The organism is candidate division WOR-1 bacterium RIFOXYB2_FULL_36_35, from assembly GCA_001771505.1.
GTDB lineage: Bacteria > Margulisbacteria > WOR-1 > XYC2-FULL-46-14 > XYC2-FULL-37-10 > XYB2-FULL-36-35.
This window is the reverse complement of the sequence record MEUA01000023.1, coordinates 36,743-57,241: the sequence shown is the minus strand read 5'-3', so window position 1 is coordinate 57,241 and position 20,499 is coordinate 36,743. Positions and strand designations below refer to the sequence as shown.

Here is a 20,499-nt window from a genome sequence, read left to right as displayed (position 1 = left end):
TATCAACCCCGATTAGGATAATCGGGGTTCACGTCAGAATCAATAACCAACAAATCGTCAAACATTTACTCGATGTATGAATAATCGGGGTCAATATATTATCGTATACTTTTTTCAAAGAATTCAACCAATATAAAAGATATAGCAATTTAATTTTAATCCCGATTAGGATAATCGGGGTTAAGAAGAAGATTGTTTTTTTATTTGATTTTCCGCACTTTCAATTAACCGGTTAAGGTTAGCATCTGATCGGCTTACAATTTCTACGATTTTTTTTGCCATGTTAAGTATTTTTTCCCCGCTTTCAGCATAACCCTTTTCATTCATAACAACGGCTATCCCGCATAAAGAAGAGACCTTGTTGCTGATAATTTCAATTTTTAATGCTGCTCTTAACGCGTCATTAAACAAATCTGATTCAGCCATTTGTATGATTATCTCTTCTTCAAAATCAGCTTTCAGATAATTGACATTGCATGACCTTGCCAGCTTCAAAGCTTTGTTAAATAATATATGCGCAGATTGGCCCTCTGCCTTTGAAGCTAAATAGGTAAAAGCTTTGATTTTCTGCGGTAACGCGCCATCATCCATTTTTATGGCAATTTTAAGACTCTCATTAAAACGGAACGCGTTTGAAAGTTCCTGTACAAGGATAAACTGGAATTCAAATTTATCAAGTGAGCCTCCAGAAATAAATGTCATATCATGAACAGAAAGATTGGTCTTTGCCATTTCTCCTGCTATTAAATGCAGACAATTACTGATCAGTTCCTCATGATTTTTTATTTTCTGATCTTTTAAAACTCCAGCAAATATTTTTTCAGAGTCAGAAAGAGGACCCGGGACGGCTTTCAGCGCGAAGCTAAAGGCTTTTATAGCGTTTTGTCTTCTTTTTGCAGCAGATTCTTTAAGCGCCAGTTTACAGTAATCTTCAACTTTTTCTGCCTGGGTCTTTCCTGATTTTTTGATTTTATCAAGCTCTGAATCAAAGGCTAAAGAAGAATTATTCTCAACATCTTTTGATCTGAATATCTTGCCAAAAAAACCTGAGTCTTCAATGACTGATATCCTATTCATAAAACTGATTCCTTTTTACATTATTATTTGCTAGCAACTTAGCATTAACTATAGAATCTATTATTGCTTCTGTTGTAGGCCAGATAAAATTTTCAAAAATAGAAGGGCCTGCGCACAAAAGCTCAAGATGGGTAGCAGGATCAATAACAATATAGTTTATAGCGTCTAAGTTATCTAATATATAGTTCGTACTTGGAGGCAAACTTCTATCAACGTTTATAAAAGAAGTTTTATCTCTTATGCTTTGCGGCTGAGGCATTTGGTATGCCAAAGCTCCAAAAAATGAACCTAAAGGATCGCGCGTCCCCATAAAATTTACATTCAGCATCCCAGGCCAAAAAGGTTGAGGCTTATTTAAATAACTAAAATGGCCACGATACGCACCTAACCTGAAAAATCTTAGCTGGTTTCTGGACCAGGGGGCTACAGCATGCTCAAAAAATTCATCTATTAACTCTGAGGGCAGAGTTTCACAAGAAAAAGCGCCAAGATTTAAAGGGTTATTTGTAAGTGGTTTTTGTATGCCAAGTTTTTTTACTAAAGGGCCTAATCCGGGATAGTCAAAATAATCTAATCCTATCTTTTCTAACAATGGCTCGCCAAGAGAGAGAAGCATCATAAGTCCGTCAACCATTGGAAATGGAGTTCCAAAAGAGAGCCTTGTCGCAAACAATTTCTTTAATCTGGGATCTTTTTTTATTATATCAGAATAAATCGAAAGATGTATTTCCAGGTTTGTAACTCCCATGCTGTGATCCATAAATATAACGGGATTTTCATCTAAATTGTTTGCCAATGCCCAATCTGCAAAAGAGGGATAAAATCTCCTTGCCAAAACTTCCGATTCATTAATGTTGCTTAAGGGATAATTTTGATTTGAATCGATCCATGGCTGATCGATTGTGTACACAGTAGCGCTTTTATCTAGCAGCCGTTGCAGTACAGGGGTTTTTCCTATGCTTGTACCCATAAGTCCGGTAGCCCATCTAATTCCTAGCCCTGGTCCCCATATTATACTCGCATTTTTCCAATCATCCGATTTAGGCTTTGATCCTTTGGTTAATTTTGTAAGATTAAACGGCTGGCCTTCTGATGTTTGTAACTCTATGTTTTTAGAAACGATATCATCTGCCTTTTTTAAAGGTTTCCTACTATAAAAATCCGTTGGCATTTCATCATATCCGCAACTTAAAAAAGGGCTTCTTTTTATTATTGCTTCACCAAGCTTATTACAAAGAGTTGCAAACAAAAGCATTGCAGGATCATACGGAGGTATATAAGTCCTAATTTTGTCATTTGGCCCAATGAGCCCTGTCTTAAGTTTTCCAGAAGCTGCCCATTTATACGCTTGCATTGGTGTTACTCGTTTATAATCTATAGTATTTGTTGACATAAAAAACTCCTTTATTATTTTTATTTGACTCCGATTTGTCATCAGAGTTTACCCCGATTATCCTTCCTACTCGGGGCGAATAATCGGGGTTTATGCACTATCGCAACATAATATATAAAAATTTCACTTTTTTTATGATATTATTATAAAACTTTAAAAAATTTACACAGACCCTTCAGATGTAAAAAATCAGAAAAAAAGTTTGAAAGGAGGCAGGGTGTTGATCTTGTGAAAAAAATGAACAAACTAACAAAAGTCCTATTATTAATAATCTTAGCAATAGCTATTTTAACGGGTTCTTACCTTGTTTTTGTGCGACACAACATAGAATCATCTAGCAAAACAGTTGAGCTTGTAATGGATTATGATGATTTAATGGTTTTGTCTTCAATTAAAAATGAGGAGCATAAAACAGTTTCACTCGATAACCTTTTAACAGAAATAAAAAAAAGAGGGATTATATCCATAGGGATAAAAGAGGAGACTTTGCCCCAGGCAAACATAAACGGAGAAATTTATTATGTAACAGGACAAGGCTTGAAAAACAATCCTACCGAAAGCCCTAAAATCTCAAAACTTGTGAAAGAAAGAAAAGTTGAAAAAGAACAAACTTTTTTAATTGCTAAAAACGCTGGTATTTTAAATAGGATAGCGGACAATATTTCGACAATAACCGATTCAGGAGTGGGGAAGATTGTTTCAAAAAATACCCTGCTTCTTAACCAGAAAGAGGCAGCTCTTGATGAGGTCGGGATAGGATTTTCAGAAACCCTGGAAAAAGAAATAAAGGAAAAAGGTTTTAGAATTATCCCGAGGATATGGAATGACTCAAGGTACACAAACAACAGAATTATTCATAAAGTAAATTTGCTTAAGAAATTTGATACCATAATATTTGACGGAGAAGATATCGCGGGAGCCCCTGATTGCATCGTTTCTTTGTCAAAAGCTTTAAAAGCAAATAACATAAAATATGGAAATATAGAAATAATAAAACAAGAGGGTGATACAAAGCTAAAAAAGCTGATGGGGTTAGATATTGTTCGCGTTCATAGCATTCCGAAAAATGAGATAAAAAAATTAACAAGTGAAGAAGCGGTAGACAGGATGGTTAGAGCTGTTAAAGAAAGAGGGGTTAGACTCCTTTATCTTAGACCTTTTTTTCCTCCCGAGCTTAAAGCTGCTGATCCTGTTTTGTATAATCTTAATTATATATCTTACATAAACAATAAGATAAAAACCTCAGGTTTTAATATAGGGAGAGCATCAGCGCCTGTAAATTTTGAACCTTCGGGATGGCAAATTATTTTACTTGGGGTAGGGGTGATAATTGGATTTTTATTTTTATTGAATTATTTTATTTGTATTTCAGGTTGGCTAGCTTGGATTATTTTGATAATATCAGTTGGTTTAATGCCGATAATCGGAATGAAATTGGGAGATTTTATTTTAGTAAAAATTTTAGCTCTTTTGTCTGCGATAGTATTTCCATCATATGCGGTGATATCTCAATTTTCAAGAGATCAAAGACCAATCGATCAACGATGGGGAAAAACTTTATTGGATATTCTTCTTATTTTTTTAAATGTCATTATATGCACAGTTTTAGGCATTATTCTAATACTTGGCCTTTTGTCGAATACTGTTTTTATGATGGGATCACAAGTGTTTATGGGGATAAAAATTGCCCTTGTACTTCCAGTTTTAATAACAGCGGTTTATTTCTTTTTCAAAACAGAAAATGGTTTTGACATAAAAGCCTCTAAAGAAAGAATTTTCAACATATTCAAGGCTTCCATTCCTATCTGGATCATTTTATTGGGACTTACATCTCTTGGGGTGTTATTTATCTTTATAGCAAGATCAGGGAACTTTACGCTTCCTGTCCCGCATGCGGAAAAAGTTTTTCGTCTTTTCATGGAAAAAGCGCTTGTTATAAGGCCTCGAACGAAAGAATTTTTGATTGGTTATCCTTTTTTAATTGTTTCTGCATTTTTATTTTTAAAAGGAAAAACAAAATGGCTTCCAATCCTTTTGCCAATTGGGATAATTGGCCCTGTATCTTTTTTGAATACTTACTGTCACATTCATACTCCTGTTATAGTATCTGTTGTAAGGTCTTTTAATGGAATAATTTTGGGGCTTGTGATAGGATTAAGTGCCGTTATCGTTTTAATAAAAAGCCGAAAGGTTTAAAACATTATGAAACTAGCAATATCTGGTTATTATGGATATGGAAATGCAGGGGATGAAGCGATTTTGGCCGCAATAAAACAGGGCTTTAAGAATCATCAAATTTCTGTTCTTGATGCTCATAATCGTCTTAATTTAAAAGCTATTTCAAATTCAGATGTATTAATAAGCGGCGGTGGGGGGCTTCTTCAGGACGCAACCAGCACTCGCAGCCTTCTTTATTATACAAGTTTAATATGGGCAGCAAAAGTGTTTTTTGGGAAAAAAGTAATTGTTTTCGCGCAAAGCATAGGGCCTATTAAGAAAAAAGTAAATATTAAATTAATAAAATCAACTTTAAACTTGGCAGATATTATCACGTTGAGAGACAAAAACTCTTATGACTTTGTAAAATCCTTAAAACTGAAAAGACCTAAAATTATAATGACGGCTGATCCGACTTTTATTTTTGACAAAGAAGAAGCAAACAACATAAAAAAGAATACAAAAATTACAAAACAAAAGAATAAAACAAAAAAACAAAAAACTTCTCTAACCATAGCCATATGTCCAAGAAGATTTAAAGATATGCCCTCAAATTTTGAACAAAAATTTGCTGATATATGTGATAATTTAGTAAAAAAATTAAAAGCTAAAATAATTTTCATCCCGTTTCATCAGAGAGATGATATCCATTCATGTGTAAATATAATGCACAAAATGAAACAAAAGTCCGAACTAAAGGGAGATCATGATAATTTTGAAGGAATAATGAAAATAATTTCTCAGGTGGATCTTGTTATAGGCACACGATTACACTCTCTAATTTTTGCGACAAATCATCTTGTTCCTGCGATAGGGATAACCTATGATCCGAAAGTCTCTTCTTTTATGGAAGAAGCCAATCTTCCTGCCATAAAACCTAACAATCTTGATGATTTAACGAAAATTGTTATAGAAACGTTGCAAAAAAAAGAAAAAATCAAGAATAATATCAAAAGGATAAAAAAAGAGTTTCGTGAAAAAGCTTTAAAGAATTTTGATATTTTAAAAGGAGTTAATAGATGAATTTAACTATCCTGCTTATAGTTGTGGGGCAACTTTTTGCAATCACCGACGCGATAGGAAATCTGCCTATTTTTTACAGCATAACAAAAGATTTGGATAAAAAAGAGAGGCACGAAGCCTTTTTAACCGCCGCGATCTTTTCATTTGCATTGCTTATAATATTTATGTTTTTAGGCAACTTTATATTAACTTTGTTTGGGATTCAAATGTCTGATTTTAAGATAGCGGGCGGGTTATTGATTTTGGTTATAGCAATTATTATCTTAGTTAGAGGGTCACTGTTTCAGGCAAAAGAAAAAATCGAAGTTGGAGTTGTTCCTTTGGGTTGTCCATTATTGACTGGCCCTGGCGCTATTACGACAGCTATGGTGGCATTGGCAACTTACGGAACTCCGATTGCTTTAACTGCTGTCACAATAAATTTTATGCTTTCTGTTTTGGTTTTGTCTTTTGGCGAAAGAATTTTTAAAACTCTTGGGGAAAATGGAGCTATGATTATAGGAAGAATTATGACTATTATCCTTGCTGCTATCGCGATAAGTTTTATACATTCAGGCATTGGAATGTGGATTGCTGAATTTTCAGGACTGTAAAAAGGATATAATACCCCTTAAATGATAACCCTGGCAAACATTAAAATAGACAATGTAACACTGTGGGAATCCTTACAAAAGCTTGAAGAATTCATCGTCTCGGGAAAGCCTCATTTAATTGTCACCCCAAATCCGGAAATGATAGTTGCGGCCCAAACAGACAAAGAGCTTTTTGATATATTAAACGGAGCTGATTTACGTTTGCCTGACGGTATCTCAATGGTTGTCGTAAGCAGAATTAAAAAAGTCCCATTAAAAGAGCGTGTTACTGGAATAGATTTTCTTCTGTCCTCGTGCAGGCTTGCGGCTGAAAAAGGATGGAGGGTTTTCCTTTTAGGTGGCACAGAACTTTCAGTCTCCATGGCCTCTCAAAATTTAAAGAGACAATTTCCCGCATTAAATATTGCGGGTATACATGATGGTTATTTTGATAATGATGATGAAATCCTTTCTCGGATAAAAGAATCAAAATCAGATATTATATTTGCGGGTTTGGGGGCGGGGAAACAGGAAAAATGGCTCTGCAAAAATTTAGATAAGTTAGGAGTAAAAGTTGCAGTTGGGGTGGGGGGGAGTTTTGATGTTATTTCAGGAATTAAAAAAAGGGCACCTAAATGGGTTCAAAAACTTTACATAGAGTGGCTTTACAGGTTAATTACAGAACCTTATAGGATAAAGAGACAGGTAGCTCTGCCGAATTTTTTATATTTGACACTTATTAAATATCACTAGATAATCTTGAATTTTCTACCAGAGCTTCAAGGCTTTTAAGTTCTGGGTTAAAGGGATATACCTCTCTTATATATCTTATAACCTTTTTTATTTTGCCAACTCTTATTGCTTCTCTAATAAGGTTATCTACTCTTGTTCTTCCATTTTCTGAAATATCAATATCTATTCCTATTATTAATGAAATTGCCTCTATATCCATAACATTTCCAAAAATCGATGATAACGAAGAAGACAAGGAAACATTTTGTATTATTTTCATTTCATCTGCGTTAAAACAATAATAAGGATCCCCTTTTGGTTCCATTTCTCCCCAGGAATAAATAATCTCTTTATTTTGTTTTACAAAGGTTATAATGTCTTGCAATTCTCTATTATTAGAATAGTCTTTTAGGATATTTTCCAGAAAAGATAAAAGCTTTTTCTCTTTTAGGGCTAATTTTAGTATTCTTGAAGCGGTTAAAAGAGGTGGACTTGTGAAATAATCTTTTGAAGGTTCATTTATATAAGAAGCTTTTGCCTTATTAATTAATGAGGTACAGGAATTATCACAAAATTTTAGGACAATCTTTAATATTGTATTCATTGTTATCTCTCTAGGTAATAACTTTTGATCTGAAGGTTGAGGACGTTCGATAGCTCCACTGCTTCCTTTTTTAGGCTTATCAACTTTAGGCTTAGCAGGGGCAAGGCTTCTTAATAGTTGTTGTACAGGATGATCATCACTTTTTATATCTCCGGTTGAAATGACTCTCTTAAGAGCCGATCTAGTAAATGGAAATCCATACTCTTTCATTTCCTCATATAAACTGTCAAATTTTGCTTGATCGTTTACATCTAAAGTATTAATAGCCTTTAGTAGATTGGTTATCGGCTTTTTTGCGGAAATAACATCTAAATTAAAAGAGACTACTTTTCTTGAAAACATTCTATGTATCCCCTCAAATAATGGTATTTTATAGTTCTATTATCTGTATCTAAAACTTTGTACCTGTCTTGATAAATCTGCTAACTTTTGATTGTCAGGATTTTCTTTTACTGCCTCTATAAGTAAATTTGGCAATTTATCTTGGTTCCACGCTTCTTCTGCAAACTTTGCTGCAACTTCCATAGGAGCTTGGTTTACGTTAAAGTTTAAAGTAAGTCCGATCTTTGCTGCTAGTTGCCTAACCGTATTTTCATTTCCAAAGATATTAGGAAATTCTATCATTATAATATTTATTGCCTCATTTGCTCTTAAGATTCTAAGGCAACTTTCATAAAACGTTTGTCCTATAACATTTGACCGATTCAAATCACTTTCAGTAAGAATCCCGTGGTCTAGGAGATAATTTCTCAAGTCTTGCCTGTAAGGGAGTAAAAAAACTGCGGTGTATCTGAGCGCGACAATCAGGTCATTTTCTAATTTAGTTATTACATCGTTAGCTATAACTTCTTTTGATACATCACTTTCTATCCTGCCAAGGAGATGTGGAGCTAATCTTCTAAAAATTGCGTTGAAATAAATTTCATCGCTAAATATATCCATAAATTTTTTTCTTATTTCTATTCTAGTAGCTCTATCCCTTGTATCAAAAGGGAGTATTCTTCGGGGTTGAGAATCTGAAACTGAAGTCAAATCTTTAAATTGAGTATACAAACTATTTAAAACTGTGTTTCCCCGGTACATTTCTTTTAATCCTTCCAGTATTTTCAGTAATTTGCCTGATTGGATTGCCATTGTTGCAAATTGTTCGGCAATTTTCATCGGAGATGAATTAAAATTAATGAATGAGCTATTAATGTTATGAGCAAATAGCATTGTCTCTACATACTCTCTCTTTCCAAAAATATTACAAAGCTCTGTCATTATAATATTTATTGCCTCTTCTGTAGTTGATATTCTCAAACAATCTTCATAAAGGCACTTTCCTATATAGGTCTTCCTATCTAGTTCCTCAACAGTTAGAAGGCCATGGTCAACAACGTATCTTTTTAAATCCTCCCTATCAGGAGTCAAAAATATTGCTGCATACTTAAGTGCATCAGCCAATTTATCATTACCTTGCCTATTTAATTCTTCTATGATAGCTTTTGTGTTAATTTCAAAAGAATTAGTTTCTTTTTTTCTGTCCATAGAAGCAGGGGTAATTCTTCTTAAAATAGCATCATAAAATGTTGCATCGCCTAATATACCCATAAATTTCTGCCTGATATCTCTTTGTGTATCTCTATCCCTTGGATCAAAAGGAAGTATCCTTGTCGGTTGAGGAATTTTAGGTTTTGGGATTAACCTCTGAAGCATGCTTCTAAGTGGCGTTAAATCTCTTCCTTCAAGCATCCTATTAAAATAACTTCTAGTAAAAGGAAATCCAAATCTTTGGATCCTTACAAAAAAATTGTTGAGCGATGTAGAATCTGTAGTATCTAACTTATCAAGCTCTGATAACAAGATAGCGGCAGATTCTTTTTCCACAACTCTTTCTAAATTAAAAGAGACTACTTTTTTTAAAACCATCTTATCTCTCTTCTCCTTTTAATCCCTGGCTATGTTTTTACCCCGATTATCCTATAGGGGACTGTTGCGAAATGCAATTTGTCATCCCCGCGCCGTGCCTGCTGGCAGGCAGGAAAACGGGGATCTATCTTGTTTTCTGAAAAATGGATTCCCGTTTTCACGGGAATGACCATTTTGCAACAGACCCTATAGTTATTTATCGCGAAGAAATAGACATAATTTCATTTTTTCCCCTTTTTTCCCTTGGCAATAGAAATATGTAATGTTATAATTTGCAACAATGAACGAAGAAACAATCCTAAAGATTGAGCTTCCGGATTTTAGACCAATAAAAAGCGGTAAAGTTCGTGATATTTTTGATTTAGAAGATAACTTGTTATTTGTAACTTCTGATCGGATATCGGCGTTTGATTGCATAATGCCAAACGGCATCCCCGATAAAGGGAAAATACTTACTCAAATATCAGTTTTCTGGTTTAATTTTTTAAAAAACATTATTCCAAATCATGTTTTGACCTCAAATTTTGACGAATACCCTCAAAAATTAAAAAAATATGGCGTATTAAGAAAAAGATCAATGCTTGTTAAAAAATCGAAAGTTATCCCCGTGGAATGTGTTGTACGTGGTTATTTATCGGGATCCGGATGGAAAGAGTATCAAAAAAACCGTGCAATATGCGGAATTAAATTGCCAGTAGGTCTTAGAGAATCAGAGAAGTTATCGGAACCTATTTTTACTCCGACGACAAAAGAAGAAGAAGGTCATGATATATCGATTGATTTCAAAAAGGTTGTGGATCTAGTAGGAACAGATATTGCAACCCTTTTAAAGGAAAAATCGATAGAACTTTACACCACAGCAGTAAATTATGCTCTTTCAAAAGATATAATAATCGCGGATACAAAATTTGAATTTGGAATATTAAATAATCAGGTGATTTTAATAGATGAAGTTTTAACTCCCGATTCATCCCGTTTCTGGCCAAAAGACCAATATGAGCCTGGCAGATCACAACCAAGTTTTGATAAACAATTTTTAAGAGATTATTTAGAAACGTTAGATTGGAATAAAATGCCTCCAGCTCCTCAACTGCCCAAAGAGGTTATTTTAAAAACCAGAGACAAATATTTTGAGGCTTATAAAAAAATCACAGGTCAGGATAAATTGTAATCAAGGAGGTGATTTAGTCAGGAGTTTGTCGTTTGGTTTTGAATTCTTTATTTTATTGGGAGGAAAAAAATGGATATAGGAAAAGCTTTCAATGATGCATGGTCAATATATTCCAAAAATGCTATTACTATTATTTTGTCTTTTCTTGTAACGGCAATTTTAAGTATTATTACTATAGGTATTCTAGCCACTCCTCTTTTTACCGGATTTCAAATGTTGTTTGTAAAAGCCAAAAGGGGAGAAGCAGTAGAACTTAAGAATATTTTTGATCCTTTGAAGAATTTTTTAAATCTTATTATTGCCGGTTTAATAGTTTTTGTAATTGTTGTATTAATTTATATTATTCCCATGCTTTTTTATCGTTTTGGGCTAGATACATTGGGAAGAACAGTTAATTTGGTTGCCATGCTTGCACTAATTTATCTGTATGTAAGTATAATGTATGCTTTCTTAATGATTCAAGATAAAGGACTTGCTCCAAAAGAAGCTTTGTTCGCCAGTAAAGATTTAGTTGCTAAAAATAATTTCTGGATGCATCTTCTTTTTTTGGTTTTAGTTGGTATAGTTTATGTAATCCCAGTAATAATCCCAACTTTGGGTTTCATTCTTATGTTTTTAACAGGGTCTTATGCCTGTGGTGTTCTAGCTTGCGCTTACGAAAACGAGGCAAAGTAAGTTTTTGATATATCCCCACATCAAAAAACTTTTGGTGTGGGGGTTTATCATTTCAAAAGTTGTGTTATAATTTAATTCCTATGGTTGAAGAACGTCTCCCACCTCAAAATCTTCAGGCAGAACAATCAGTTATTGGTTCTATGCTTATTGATAAAAATGCAATTGTTAAAGCCGTTGAAATTTTACAACCGGACAGTTTTTATCGTGATGCACACCGTTATATCTTTGATGCTATACTCGATCTTTTTGATAAAGGTGAACCTGTGGATCTGGTAACCGTAACAGAGGCCCTTCGTAAAAATAATATACTGGATCAAGCAGGAGGAACTGTATACGTTGGAGATCTTTTAAACTCTGTGCCAACCGCCGCAAATGTTGAATATTATGCAAAAATTGTCGAGGAAAAAGCGACATTGCGTAGGCTAATTGATGCGGGAACTAAAATGGTGGGAGAGGCTTTTGAAGAACCGGAAAACGTAGATCAAATACTCGACAGGGCAGAGAATTCAGTATTTGAAATAGCCTTAAAAAGAGCAAAAGAGGGTTTCCATAAGCTGGACCAGATTTTAGCAAAAGTTCTTGATAAAATAGATCATTTATATGGAAAACAGGAGCATATAACAGGGATCCCAACAGGGTATTCAGATCTGGATAAAATGACTGCGGGTTTTCAAAATTCAGACCTTATAATTATAGCTGCCCGTCCTTCAGTAGGGAAAACAGCCTTTGCCCTCAATATGGCACAAAATATGGCTATAAAATTTAAAATTCCAGTTGCGGTTTTTTCGCTGGAAATGAGTAAAGAACAGTTGGCGCTGCGAATGTTATGTTCTGAAGCTGAGATTAATGCTCTTCAGCTTAAGACGGCAACGCTTCCTGATACAGGGTGGAAAAAACTGACTCGGGCGCTCTCCAAGCTATCAGAAGCTCATATTTTTATAGATGATACAGCCTCTTTGACTTCAATGGAAATGAGGGCAAAATGCAGGAGACTAAAATTAGAAAGAGGAATAGGATTGATTATCATTGATTACTTGCAACTTATGTCCGGGCGTGGAAAAACAGAAAACAGAGTTCAAGAAATATCTGAAATATCAAGATCTTTAAAAACATTGGCAAGAGAGATAGATGTTCCGGTAATAGCCTTGTCACAACTTTCCCGTGCTGTAGAACAAAGACCTGATAGAAGACCAAGGCTTTCAGATTTAAGAGAATCAGGAGAAATCGAACAAACAGCTGATCTTGTCATGTTTATACATAGAGAAGATTATTATAATCCGCAAGCGGAAAGAGGAAATATTGCGGAAATAATTATTTCAAAACAAAGAAATGGCCCTGTCGGTTCTGTTGAACTTGTTTTTAGAAAAGATATTGCCAAGTTTTGCAATAAAGAAAGTAGATATGAGGAAGTAGGGTGATCAAGGAAAAAAGTCTTTTGTTTGCCATCTTTATTTCTTGCTGCTTTAGTCTCTTTTTTTATTCTATTTCTTTGGCAGAAGATACAAATTTTACTATTAACGCCGCCACATTAGAGTATAGCCAAGATGGATCGAAACTTTCCGCTATTGGAAAAGTTGAGGTCTCTTATAAAGATATTAAAGCATATGGAGAAAGCTTTACGTATTATCTCAAAGACAGCCGTCTGTTTACAGGCGAGAAGTTCAAATTAGATTATCAGGGGATAAGTATTTTTGGAAAAGGCCTAGACATCAATATGCAAACCAAAACAGGAGAAGCCAGTGATGTTTCTATCCTTTATGACGGTGTTTATATATCAGGAAAACATATAAAACTCACACCACAAAAAATAGATTTTTTAAGCGCCAGTTTTACAACCTGTGATGAACGAGAAAAACATTACTATGTTTCCGCAAGCGAAATAATACTTGATACAAATGACGGCTGGATTATTGCTAATTGGGGGATATTTTATTTATTTAATATTCCCTCCATGATAGTTCCCATATATATTTACGATGCACAAGCGCCTGAAAGAGGAACAATAAATAAGATGCCTTATCCTCAAGTGGGATCAAATAACGATGATGGTTTTTTCATTTCACAAAGTATTCCATGGTATAAAAACCAATCTCTTAAAGGTGATTTTTCTTTGAGTTATTCCGAAAAAAAATCCTTTGGCGCGGGCTTTGGTCTGAACTATAAGATTGATTCCAATAATGAAGGTTTTTTTGATGTTTCCGCCAAAGTAAAAGATCATATAAGAGGAGCCTTTAATCATTACACATATTTTGGCCCGGAAGTAAAAAACAAAGAAGATATGTTTAAATTTGATATTTTAAAGAAATCCAAACAAAAACAATATATGCTTGAAACTAAAGTTTCTATGAATGAAAAAATAAATTATGAAACTGTAAGCATGTTGCCAAATCTCAAAATTGAAATGAAAAAAAACAGTATTGGGAACATTGATATTGATGGCAATATTTCCGGCGGAAATATTGCTGAAGAATCAAGTGGTGTCTCAGCTTTTAAGATGGGAGGAGAAGTAGGAGGAACAACAACCCTCTGGGAAAACTCCACTACAAAATTTAAACCCGGTTTATCAGTTGGAGGCTTTTTATATACTCAAGGTTCACATCGCGCAAAAACCTCTTTTGATTTGGGATTCTATTCTAAATGGTCGTCCAATTTTTCCTCAAAATTTATCTATAGTCACTATTTAACTTATTCCGGAGGTAGCCCTTATAATTTTGAAAATTATAATTTTTCTGTATCTGATAAATTAATATCCGGAATTATCTATAGAGGGGAAAAGATTCAGTTTGGGGTTGATTCCATTTATAATTTAACAAATATTTTACCTGAAGAGTTGGACTATATATTCGGCTTCAATTTTCACTGTTTTGCAATAATATTAAAATATAGAGCGACCAGACAGGAATTTAATTTTAATCTGGAATTTAGCTGAAGTAAGTATGGGAAAAGCGTTTTATGCGGATAACGCTTTTATAGAATTTTTTCGTCAGTTGACCCCGATTATTCATGGACGAACAGAATTCTAGTAGGCTGCTCAGAAAATCCTTAGGCATGAACCCCGATTCCCTAATCGGGGTGAATAATCGGGGTTGAAAGGGGTTAAACCATTTAAATTAAAAGGAGAAAAGAGATGTTTATAACATTCGAAGGTTGTGAAGGATCAGGAAAATCGACCCAGATTAAATTATTGGAAGATTATATTAAAAGTATTGGAAAGGAAGTAATAATTACAAAAGAACCCGGAGGCTCAAACCTTGGAGAAGAGATAAGAAAAATACTATTTAATTATGAGTCTGAAATTTTGGCGGAGATATTTATGTTTGCGGCAGATAGGGTAGAACATGTCGAAAAAGTCATTAAACCTGCTTTAGCAAATGGAAAAGTTGTACTGTGTGATAGGTATATTGATTCAACGCTGGCTTATCAGTTGGGAGGTAGAGGTTTGCCCGAAGATTTGGTAAGATATATTAATTGGATATCAAGCAGGGGGATAATTCCTGACTTAACAATTCTTTTAGATATTCCTGCGAAAAAAGGCCTTGAGCGTGCTAAAAAGCGCGGGGCTGTTAATCGTTTTGAAAATGAGATATTGGCTTTTCATGAACGTGTACGAGAAAAGTATGAGGAATTAGAGGAAAATGACCAGAAAAGAATAAAGAAAATAAATGCACAAATGCCCATAGAAGAGGTTGCAGAAAAAATAAAATTACTTGTTACAGAAATCATAAAATGAATAGCAATGAAATAAGAAAAAAATTTCTTGAATATTTTATAAATAAAGGACATGAAAATCTTCAGTCTGATTCTCTTATCCCTTCAGATCCTACGGTTCTTTTAACTCTTGCGGGAATGCTCCCATTTAAGCCTATATTTTTAGGCATAGAATCTGCTAAATATAAAAGGGTGACAACCGCGCAAAAATGCATACGCACAAATGATATCAATAATGTAGGGCTTACAACGCGCCACCACACTTTTTTTGAAATGCTCGGCAACTTTTCTTTTGGTGATTATTTTAAAAAAGAGGCAATAGAATTTGCATGGGATCTGCTAGTAAATATTTTTGGCATAGATAAAAACAATCTAGTCGTTGCTGTATACGAAAAAGATGATGAATCATACCAAATTTGGGAAAAAGATATCAAAATACCTAAAGATAAAATCTATAGACTAGATGAAGAAAATAATTTTTGGGCTGCAGGCCCTACAGGCCCCTGCGGACCTTGTTCGGAAATTTATTATGATTATGGCACAGGATGCAATAAAAAGGATTGTAATCCAGCCTGCGATTGTGAACGATTTCTGGAAATCTGGAATTTAGTTTTTATTCAATATGACCGCCAAAACGACAATAGTTTAAAAATACTCCCTAAAAAAAACATAGATACAGGAATGGGACTGGAACGCATTGCCAGGGTACTCCAAAATAAAAAAGATAATTTTGATACAGATATTTTTGCTCCGATATTTAAGAAGCTCCCAAATAAAAGTCTTTCTTCCAAAATAATAGCAGATCACACAAGAGCCATGACGCACCTCATATCGGATTTAATTTTACCTTCCAATGAAAGTCGAGGCTATGTATTAAGAAGGATTATTCGAAGAGCAGTCCTTCACGGGAGAAAACTTAACATAAAATCTCCTTTTTTGCCCGATCTTTGCAATGTTGTTATAGAACAGATGTCAGATGTTTATCCGATGTTAAAAACCCAAGCAAACCTGATAAAAAAAACAGTTGAAGCAGAAGAAGAAAGTTTTTGTCAAACATTGGAACATGGAATGCAGATGATTGAAGACTTATTTGTAAAATATGAATCGACAAAAAAACTTAACGGGGAAGATGTTTTTAAACTTCATGATACGTTTGGATTTCCTTTTGATATCACATTGGAGATTGCGGCTGAAAAAGGTTTTTCTGTCGACAAAGACGGATTTAACTTTCTAATGGAAAAACAAAAATCAAAAGCCAGAGCTTCACATGAAAAATGGCAGGAACATCTTTTAATGTTAAAAGCTGTATATAAAGAAAAATATGGTAAAACAAAGTTTTTGGGTTACGATAAGCTTAAAACCGACGCAAAAATTCTATCTATTATTCCTGAAGATAATATTATTGTTTTGGATAAAACACCTTTTTATCCTGAGGGTGGGGGACAAATTGGGGATACCGGAATAATACAAAATCAAATAGTTGTAAATACCTATGGTGAAATCGGGGGCATAATATTCCATAAAATGCAAAGCATTGAAAATTTAAAAGAAGGCATGACGGTTTACGTTTGTGTAGATAGCGGAAAACGCCAAAGCACAACAGTTCACCATACAGCTACACATCTTCTTCATTTTGCTTTGCGACAAGTCCTTGGAGAAGAAGTTAAACAAGCAGGATCTTATGTAGGACCGAATTATTTACGGTTTGATTTTACTTTTGGACGCGCTCTTGCTGCTTCTGAAATTGAAGAAGTGGAATTGATCGTAAATGAAAAGATAAAAAAGAAATTTGCAGTTGTCAAAGCTGAAACATCTTATAAAAAAGCCTGTGAGATGGGAGCAATGGCCCTTTTTTCAGAAAAGTATGGAGATAAAGTAAGAGTTGTTGAAATAAAAGATGTAAGCTGTGAGCTTTGCGGAGGTTGCCATGTAAAAAATGTCTCTGAAGTGGGCTTATTTAAAATAATAAAAGAAGAAGCTTTGCAGTCCGGGGTTAGAAGAATTGAAGCAGTAGCGGGGGAAACTTCAAAAGTTTTCATAATTTATAAAAGTAAAAGCATGAAAGATCAAATAGATAAACTTATGAGACAGCATCTTTTACTCCAAGCAAAGAAAGATTTTATGGGTGGAGGTAAGTTTTTAGAAGCTTCTGTTTTTGATGTGGAACAAACAGAAATAGATAGCCTTATCAAAGCGGTAAATGAGAAAGACGTATACAAAGTCAATAAATTCTTGGAACATCTTGAAGGCCGTCTTGGCTGGCTCAAAGATAGAAGTAAAAATCTAAAAAAAGAGATAGAAGATCTTGAGGCAAAAAAAGCTCTAAAAGAGGCAGGACTGCTCCTGTCAAATACTATAAAGATAAATGACGTTAATTTTTTATCTGCCAAACTGTGCGAGATTCCTATGAACAACTTAAGGATAATAGGTGATGAACTTATAAACTCCTTAAAATCAGGGATAATTGTTTTATCTTCTACTGTTGAAAATAAGGTTTTATTTCTTGTTATGATTTCCGATGATCTTGTGCAAAAAGGTTTTAACGCAGGTAAAATAGTCAAGATCTTATCCTTGACTTGTGGTGGTGGTGGTGGCGGAAAATCAAATAAAGCAGAAGCGGGAGGAAAAGATATTTCTAAAATCGACAAAGCAATCGAAAATGTTGTGCAAATTATAAGTCAAAATCAATAAAATGAGAATTTTAGGCATTGACTTTGGGACAAAGAGAATCGGAATTGCTGTGAGTGATCCATTAGGCTTTACAGCTCAGGGGATTAGCACATTAGAAAAAGGCAAAACCTTTAGAAATGATATTGAAAACCTCAAAGAAATTATTGAAAAATATGAAGGAATAAGAGAGATTGTAGTTGGGTTGCCAAAGAAAATGTCGGGAGAAATTGGGATTGCAGCGCAAGAAGTCTTAAAATTTGTCGAAGCGCTGAAAAAATATTTCAATAATATTGAAATAAAAACGTGGGATGAAAGACTAACTTCAGCTGAAGCGAACAAATTTTTTGCGGGAGCAAATATTTCAGAAAAGAAACGGCGCAAGATTATTGATAAAACAGCGGCTGTTTTAATATTGCAGGGATATTTGGATAGTATAAGAATCGAAAATCACAATAATTTATAAACCGGTCAATATTTCAAGAAATATGAAAAGAACTTTATTGATAATAGCAATAATTTTTATTATATTTGTGAGTTTTAGCCTAATATCGTTATTTCTACAAACCGGTAAAAACTCCAAAACTTTAATCATTGAAATTAAACAGGGGACATCAGCAACTACTATATCAGACATGCTTGCAAAGAGCCAAATTATAAGAAGTAAAACAGGATTCAAAATTGGGCTAAAACTCCTTTTAATGCAAGAAAAAATAAAAGCAGGAAACTATGAGTTTAAACCCAATACAGCTTTGATAGAAATTTTACTAAAGTTAAGAAATGGAAAAACCATAGAGAAAAGACCTCTTAGGGTTACGTTTCCCGAAGGGACATCAATTTATAAAATGGGATCTATCTTGGAAAAGATGGGGGTTTCAAACTTCCAGGATTTCAGGGAATTGACATATACTAATCTCACAAAAAATGAGCAAGAAAATTTTTTCTTTTTGAGGCTTGTTGATTCTTATTCACTTGAAGGTTTTTTATTCCCTGATACTTATATATTTGATTCAAAGATAAACACAAATGATTTGGCAAGATTAATGCTTAAGAGATTTAGTGAAATTATATGGACTTATTGGGAAGAGAACAAAAAAGATGCAAAGTTGTCTTTTTACAAAACTTTAATATTGGCATCAATAATAGAAAAAGAAGCCGCGCTGGAAAGAGAAAAACCGATAATAGCTTCTGTTTTTTATAACAGACTGGAAAAAAAGATGCCTTTAGCCGCAGATCCTACAATCAAATATGCTCTTGAGCAACCGACAAAAAAGGTATATACAAGCCAATTAAGAATAAATTCACCTTATAATACTTATAAAAATAAAGAATTGCCCCCAACTCCGATTTGTAATCCAGGATTAGAATCTTTTCAAGCTGCTATTCATCCCAAAAATACAAATTATCTCTTTTTTGTTGCCCAAAAAGATGGATCTCATATCTTCTCAACTTCTTGGAAAGAACATCAAAAAGCCCGACATAAAGTTAACCCTGATTATTCAAGGTAAAACCAGAAACTAACCTCGATTATGATAATCGGGTTAGTTAATATGCAGTAAAGCATAAAAAAAATTGTGTTATAATGTTTTATTGTTATTATGATAAAAAAAGATGATAAACCTCCTAAAATTGTAATTGTTGGAGCAGGGCCTGTTGGTTGCTATTTGGGACAAATGTTAAAACATTATGGATTTAACCCTCTTTTACTTGAGGAACATTCTGAAGTTGGGCGTCCTGTTTCATGTGCCGGAATTGTTGGGAAAGATGTTTTTTCAGATACCATTATCCCTGTTCCCAAAAAATCCATTTTGAACAAAATTGACGGTGCAAAAGTCGTTTTTAATGGTTCTGCTTTTCTTTTAAAAAGACCTTCGGTTGCTTATATTATCGACAGGGCTGAATTTGATAAGAGCCTAAGCGAAGGATTAGACATAGAATTTAACACTAAGGCAGAAAAAATAGAAAAAGTGGGAGCAGGTTACAATGTTATAACTACTAACGGAGAGTATTATGCAGACATTTTAGTAGGCGCTGACGGTCCATATTCCAGAGTCCGTAAACTTTTAAGACTAAATGAAAACATAAAACTATATAAAGGTTTGCAATACAGGATCAGAAAAGAAATTCCGGATAAAGATCGTGTTGAAGTAAGTTACATAAAACCTTTTTCTCTGTTTACGTGGTTAATTCCGGAAGGAAACGACATTGTCAGAATAGGCACTATATCTGATAATCCCATACATGAGATAGAAAGTTTTATGGCTGATCGTAACATAAAAGGTGAAATAGTTGAAAAGAACGCGGGGCCTGTTCCTATAGGAACATGTGACTTAGTTAAAGAGAATGCCGCCTTAGTAGGAGATGCCGCGTGTCAGGTAAAACCAATAACTGCAGGCGGTATTTTTTATGGCATAAAGTCAGCCGAAATATTGGCTAGGGCCATTAAAAATGAAGATCTAAAAGCCTATGCACGTGAGTGGGAAGAAGAATTTGGAAAGGAAATAAGATTGTGTTTGCTTATGCGATATACGATGGAAAACATTGATAAAGAGGTATTGAAAAAAGTATTTGAATATGTGAAAGATAATGCGCAATTAATTGAAAATATGGGTGATTTTGAGAATCATTCATCTGTTTTATGGAGTCTGATAACAAACCCAAGGACATATCCCACAATTGGATCAGTATTTATGGGAGTTTTAAAAAAGCCCAAAATACTTATGAGATTTTTAAAAAGAAAGTGAAATCC

Annotated in this window: 17 protein-coding genes; 13 read left to right on the top strand and 4 right to left on the bottom strand. The window is 34.1% G+C overall.

Annotated elements, in window-relative coordinates:
- Positions 1-180: 180 nt before the first annotated feature.
- Positions 181-1,077 carry a hypothetical protein gene (locus tag A2290_03300; GenBank protein ID OGC15281.1) on the bottom strand — a complete coding sequence of 299 codons (897 nt, stop codon included), beginning with the start codon at positions 1,075-1,077 and terminating at the stop codon, positions 181-183.
- Positions 1,070-2,512, bottom strand: a complete 1,443-nt coding sequence (locus tag A2290_03295) for a hypothetical protein (GenBank protein ID OGC15280.1) — start codon at positions 2,510-2,512, stop codon at positions 1,070-1,072. Before A2290_03295 ends, A2290_03300 begins: the two co-directional genes overlap by 8 nt.
- 186 nt (positions 2,513-2,698) lie before the next feature.
- Here A2290_03295 and A2290_03290 point away from each other — a divergent pair, with 186 nt between their 5' ends.
- The 4 genes from A2290_03290 to A2290_03275 are packed head-to-tail and all read left to right on the top strand — an operon-like array spanning position 2,699 to position 7,035.
- Positions 2,699-4,666 carry a hypothetical protein gene (locus tag A2290_03290; protein OGC15279.1) on the top strand — a complete coding sequence of 656 codons (1,968 nt, stop codon included), beginning with the start codon at positions 2,699-2,701 and terminating at the stop codon, positions 4,664-4,666.
- A 6-nt stretch (positions 4,667-4,672) separates the two neighbouring features.
- Positions 4,673-5,710, top strand: coding sequence for a polysaccharide pyruvyl transferase CsaB (locus tag A2290_03285; protein ID OGC15278.1), 1,038 nt, complete (start codon positions 4,673-4,675; stop codon positions 5,708-5,710).
- Entirely contained in the window at positions 5,707-6,303 is a 597-nt protein-coding gene (locus A2290_03280) for a hypothetical protein (protein OGC15277.1), read from the top strand. The genes A2290_03285 and A2290_03280 overlap by 4 nt, the downstream gene beginning before the upstream one ends.
- A 21-nt stretch (positions 6,304-6,324) precedes the next feature.
- Positions 6,325-7,035 (top strand): hypothetical protein, encoded by a 711-nt coding sequence (locus tag A2290_03275; GenBank protein ID OGC15276.1) that lies wholly within the window; start codon positions 6,325-6,327, stop codon positions 7,033-7,035.
- On the opposite strand, the gene A2290_03270 is transcribed toward A2290_03275, so the two are convergent.
- Positions 7,022-7,960 carry a hypothetical protein gene (locus tag A2290_03270; GenBank protein ID OGC15275.1) on the bottom strand — a complete coding sequence of 313 codons (939 nt, stop codon included), beginning with the start codon at positions 7,958-7,960 and terminating at the stop codon, positions 7,022-7,024. The genes A2290_03275 and A2290_03270 overlap by 14 nt on opposite strands.
- A 39-nt stretch (positions 7,961-7,999) precedes the next feature.
- Positions 8,000-9,529: a hypothetical protein gene (locus tag A2290_03265; protein ID OGC15274.1), complete on the bottom strand. Its 1,530-nt coding sequence runs from the start codon at positions 9,527-9,529 to the stop codon at positions 8,000-8,002.
- Positions 9,530-9,809: 280 nt separating this feature from the next.
- Here A2290_03265 and A2290_03260 point away from each other — a divergent pair, with 280 nt between their 5' ends.
- From A2290_03260 to A2290_03220, 9 genes are all read left to right on the top strand, one after another.
- The gene (locus tag A2290_03260; GenBank protein ID OGC15273.1) at positions 9,810-10,700 is read left to right on the top strand and encodes a phosphoribosylaminoimidazolesuccinocarboxamide synthase; all 891 of its coding nucleotides are present in this window, start codon (positions 9,810-9,812) and stop codon (positions 10,698-10,700) included.
- A gap of 69 nt (positions 10,701-10,769) precedes the next feature.
- Complete coding sequence (locus A2290_03255) at positions 10,770-11,375, top strand: hypothetical protein (GenBank protein OGC15272.1); 606 nt, start codon at positions 10,770-10,772, stop codon at positions 11,373-11,375.
- 80 nt (positions 11,376-11,455) lie between these two features.
- The gene (locus tag A2290_03250) at positions 11,456-12,793 is read left to right on the top strand and encodes a replicative DNA helicase (GenBank protein OGC15271.1); all 1,338 of its coding nucleotides are present in this window, start codon (positions 11,456-11,458) and stop codon (positions 12,791-12,793) included.
- Complete coding sequence (locus A2290_03245) at positions 12,790-14,304, top strand: hypothetical protein (protein ID OGC15270.1); 1,515 nt, start codon at positions 12,790-12,792, stop codon at positions 14,302-14,304. The genes A2290_03250 and A2290_03245 overlap by 4 nt, the downstream gene beginning before the upstream one ends.
- Before the next feature lie 198 nt (positions 14,305-14,502).
- The gene (locus A2290_03240) at positions 14,503-15,105 is read left to right on the top strand and encodes a dTMP kinase (GenBank protein OGC15269.1); all 603 of its coding nucleotides are present in this window, start codon (positions 14,503-14,505) and stop codon (positions 15,103-15,105) included.
- Positions 15,102-17,774: an alanine--tRNA ligase gene (locus tag A2290_03235; GenBank protein ID OGC15268.1), complete on the top strand. Its 2,673-nt coding sequence runs from the start codon at positions 15,102-15,104 to the stop codon at positions 17,772-17,774. The genes A2290_03240 and A2290_03235 overlap by 4 nt, the downstream gene beginning before the upstream one ends.
- Position 17,775: 1 nt before the next feature.
- Positions 17,776-18,216: a Holliday junction DNA helicase RuvA gene (locus A2290_03230; protein ID OGC15267.1), complete on the top strand. Its 441-nt coding sequence runs from the start codon at positions 17,776-17,778 to the stop codon at positions 18,214-18,216.
- 22 nt (positions 18,217-18,238) lie between these two features.
- Positions 18,239-19,258, top strand: a complete 1,020-nt coding sequence (locus A2290_03225) for a hypothetical protein (protein ID OGC15266.1) — start codon at positions 18,239-18,241, stop codon at positions 19,256-19,258.
- Between the two features lie 90 nt (positions 19,259-19,348).
- The gene (locus tag A2290_03220; protein OGC15265.1) at positions 19,349-20,494 is read left to right on the top strand and encodes a hypothetical protein; all 1,146 of its coding nucleotides are present in this window, start codon (positions 19,349-19,351) and stop codon (positions 20,492-20,494) included.
- Positions 20,495-20,499: the final 5 nt, after the last annotated feature.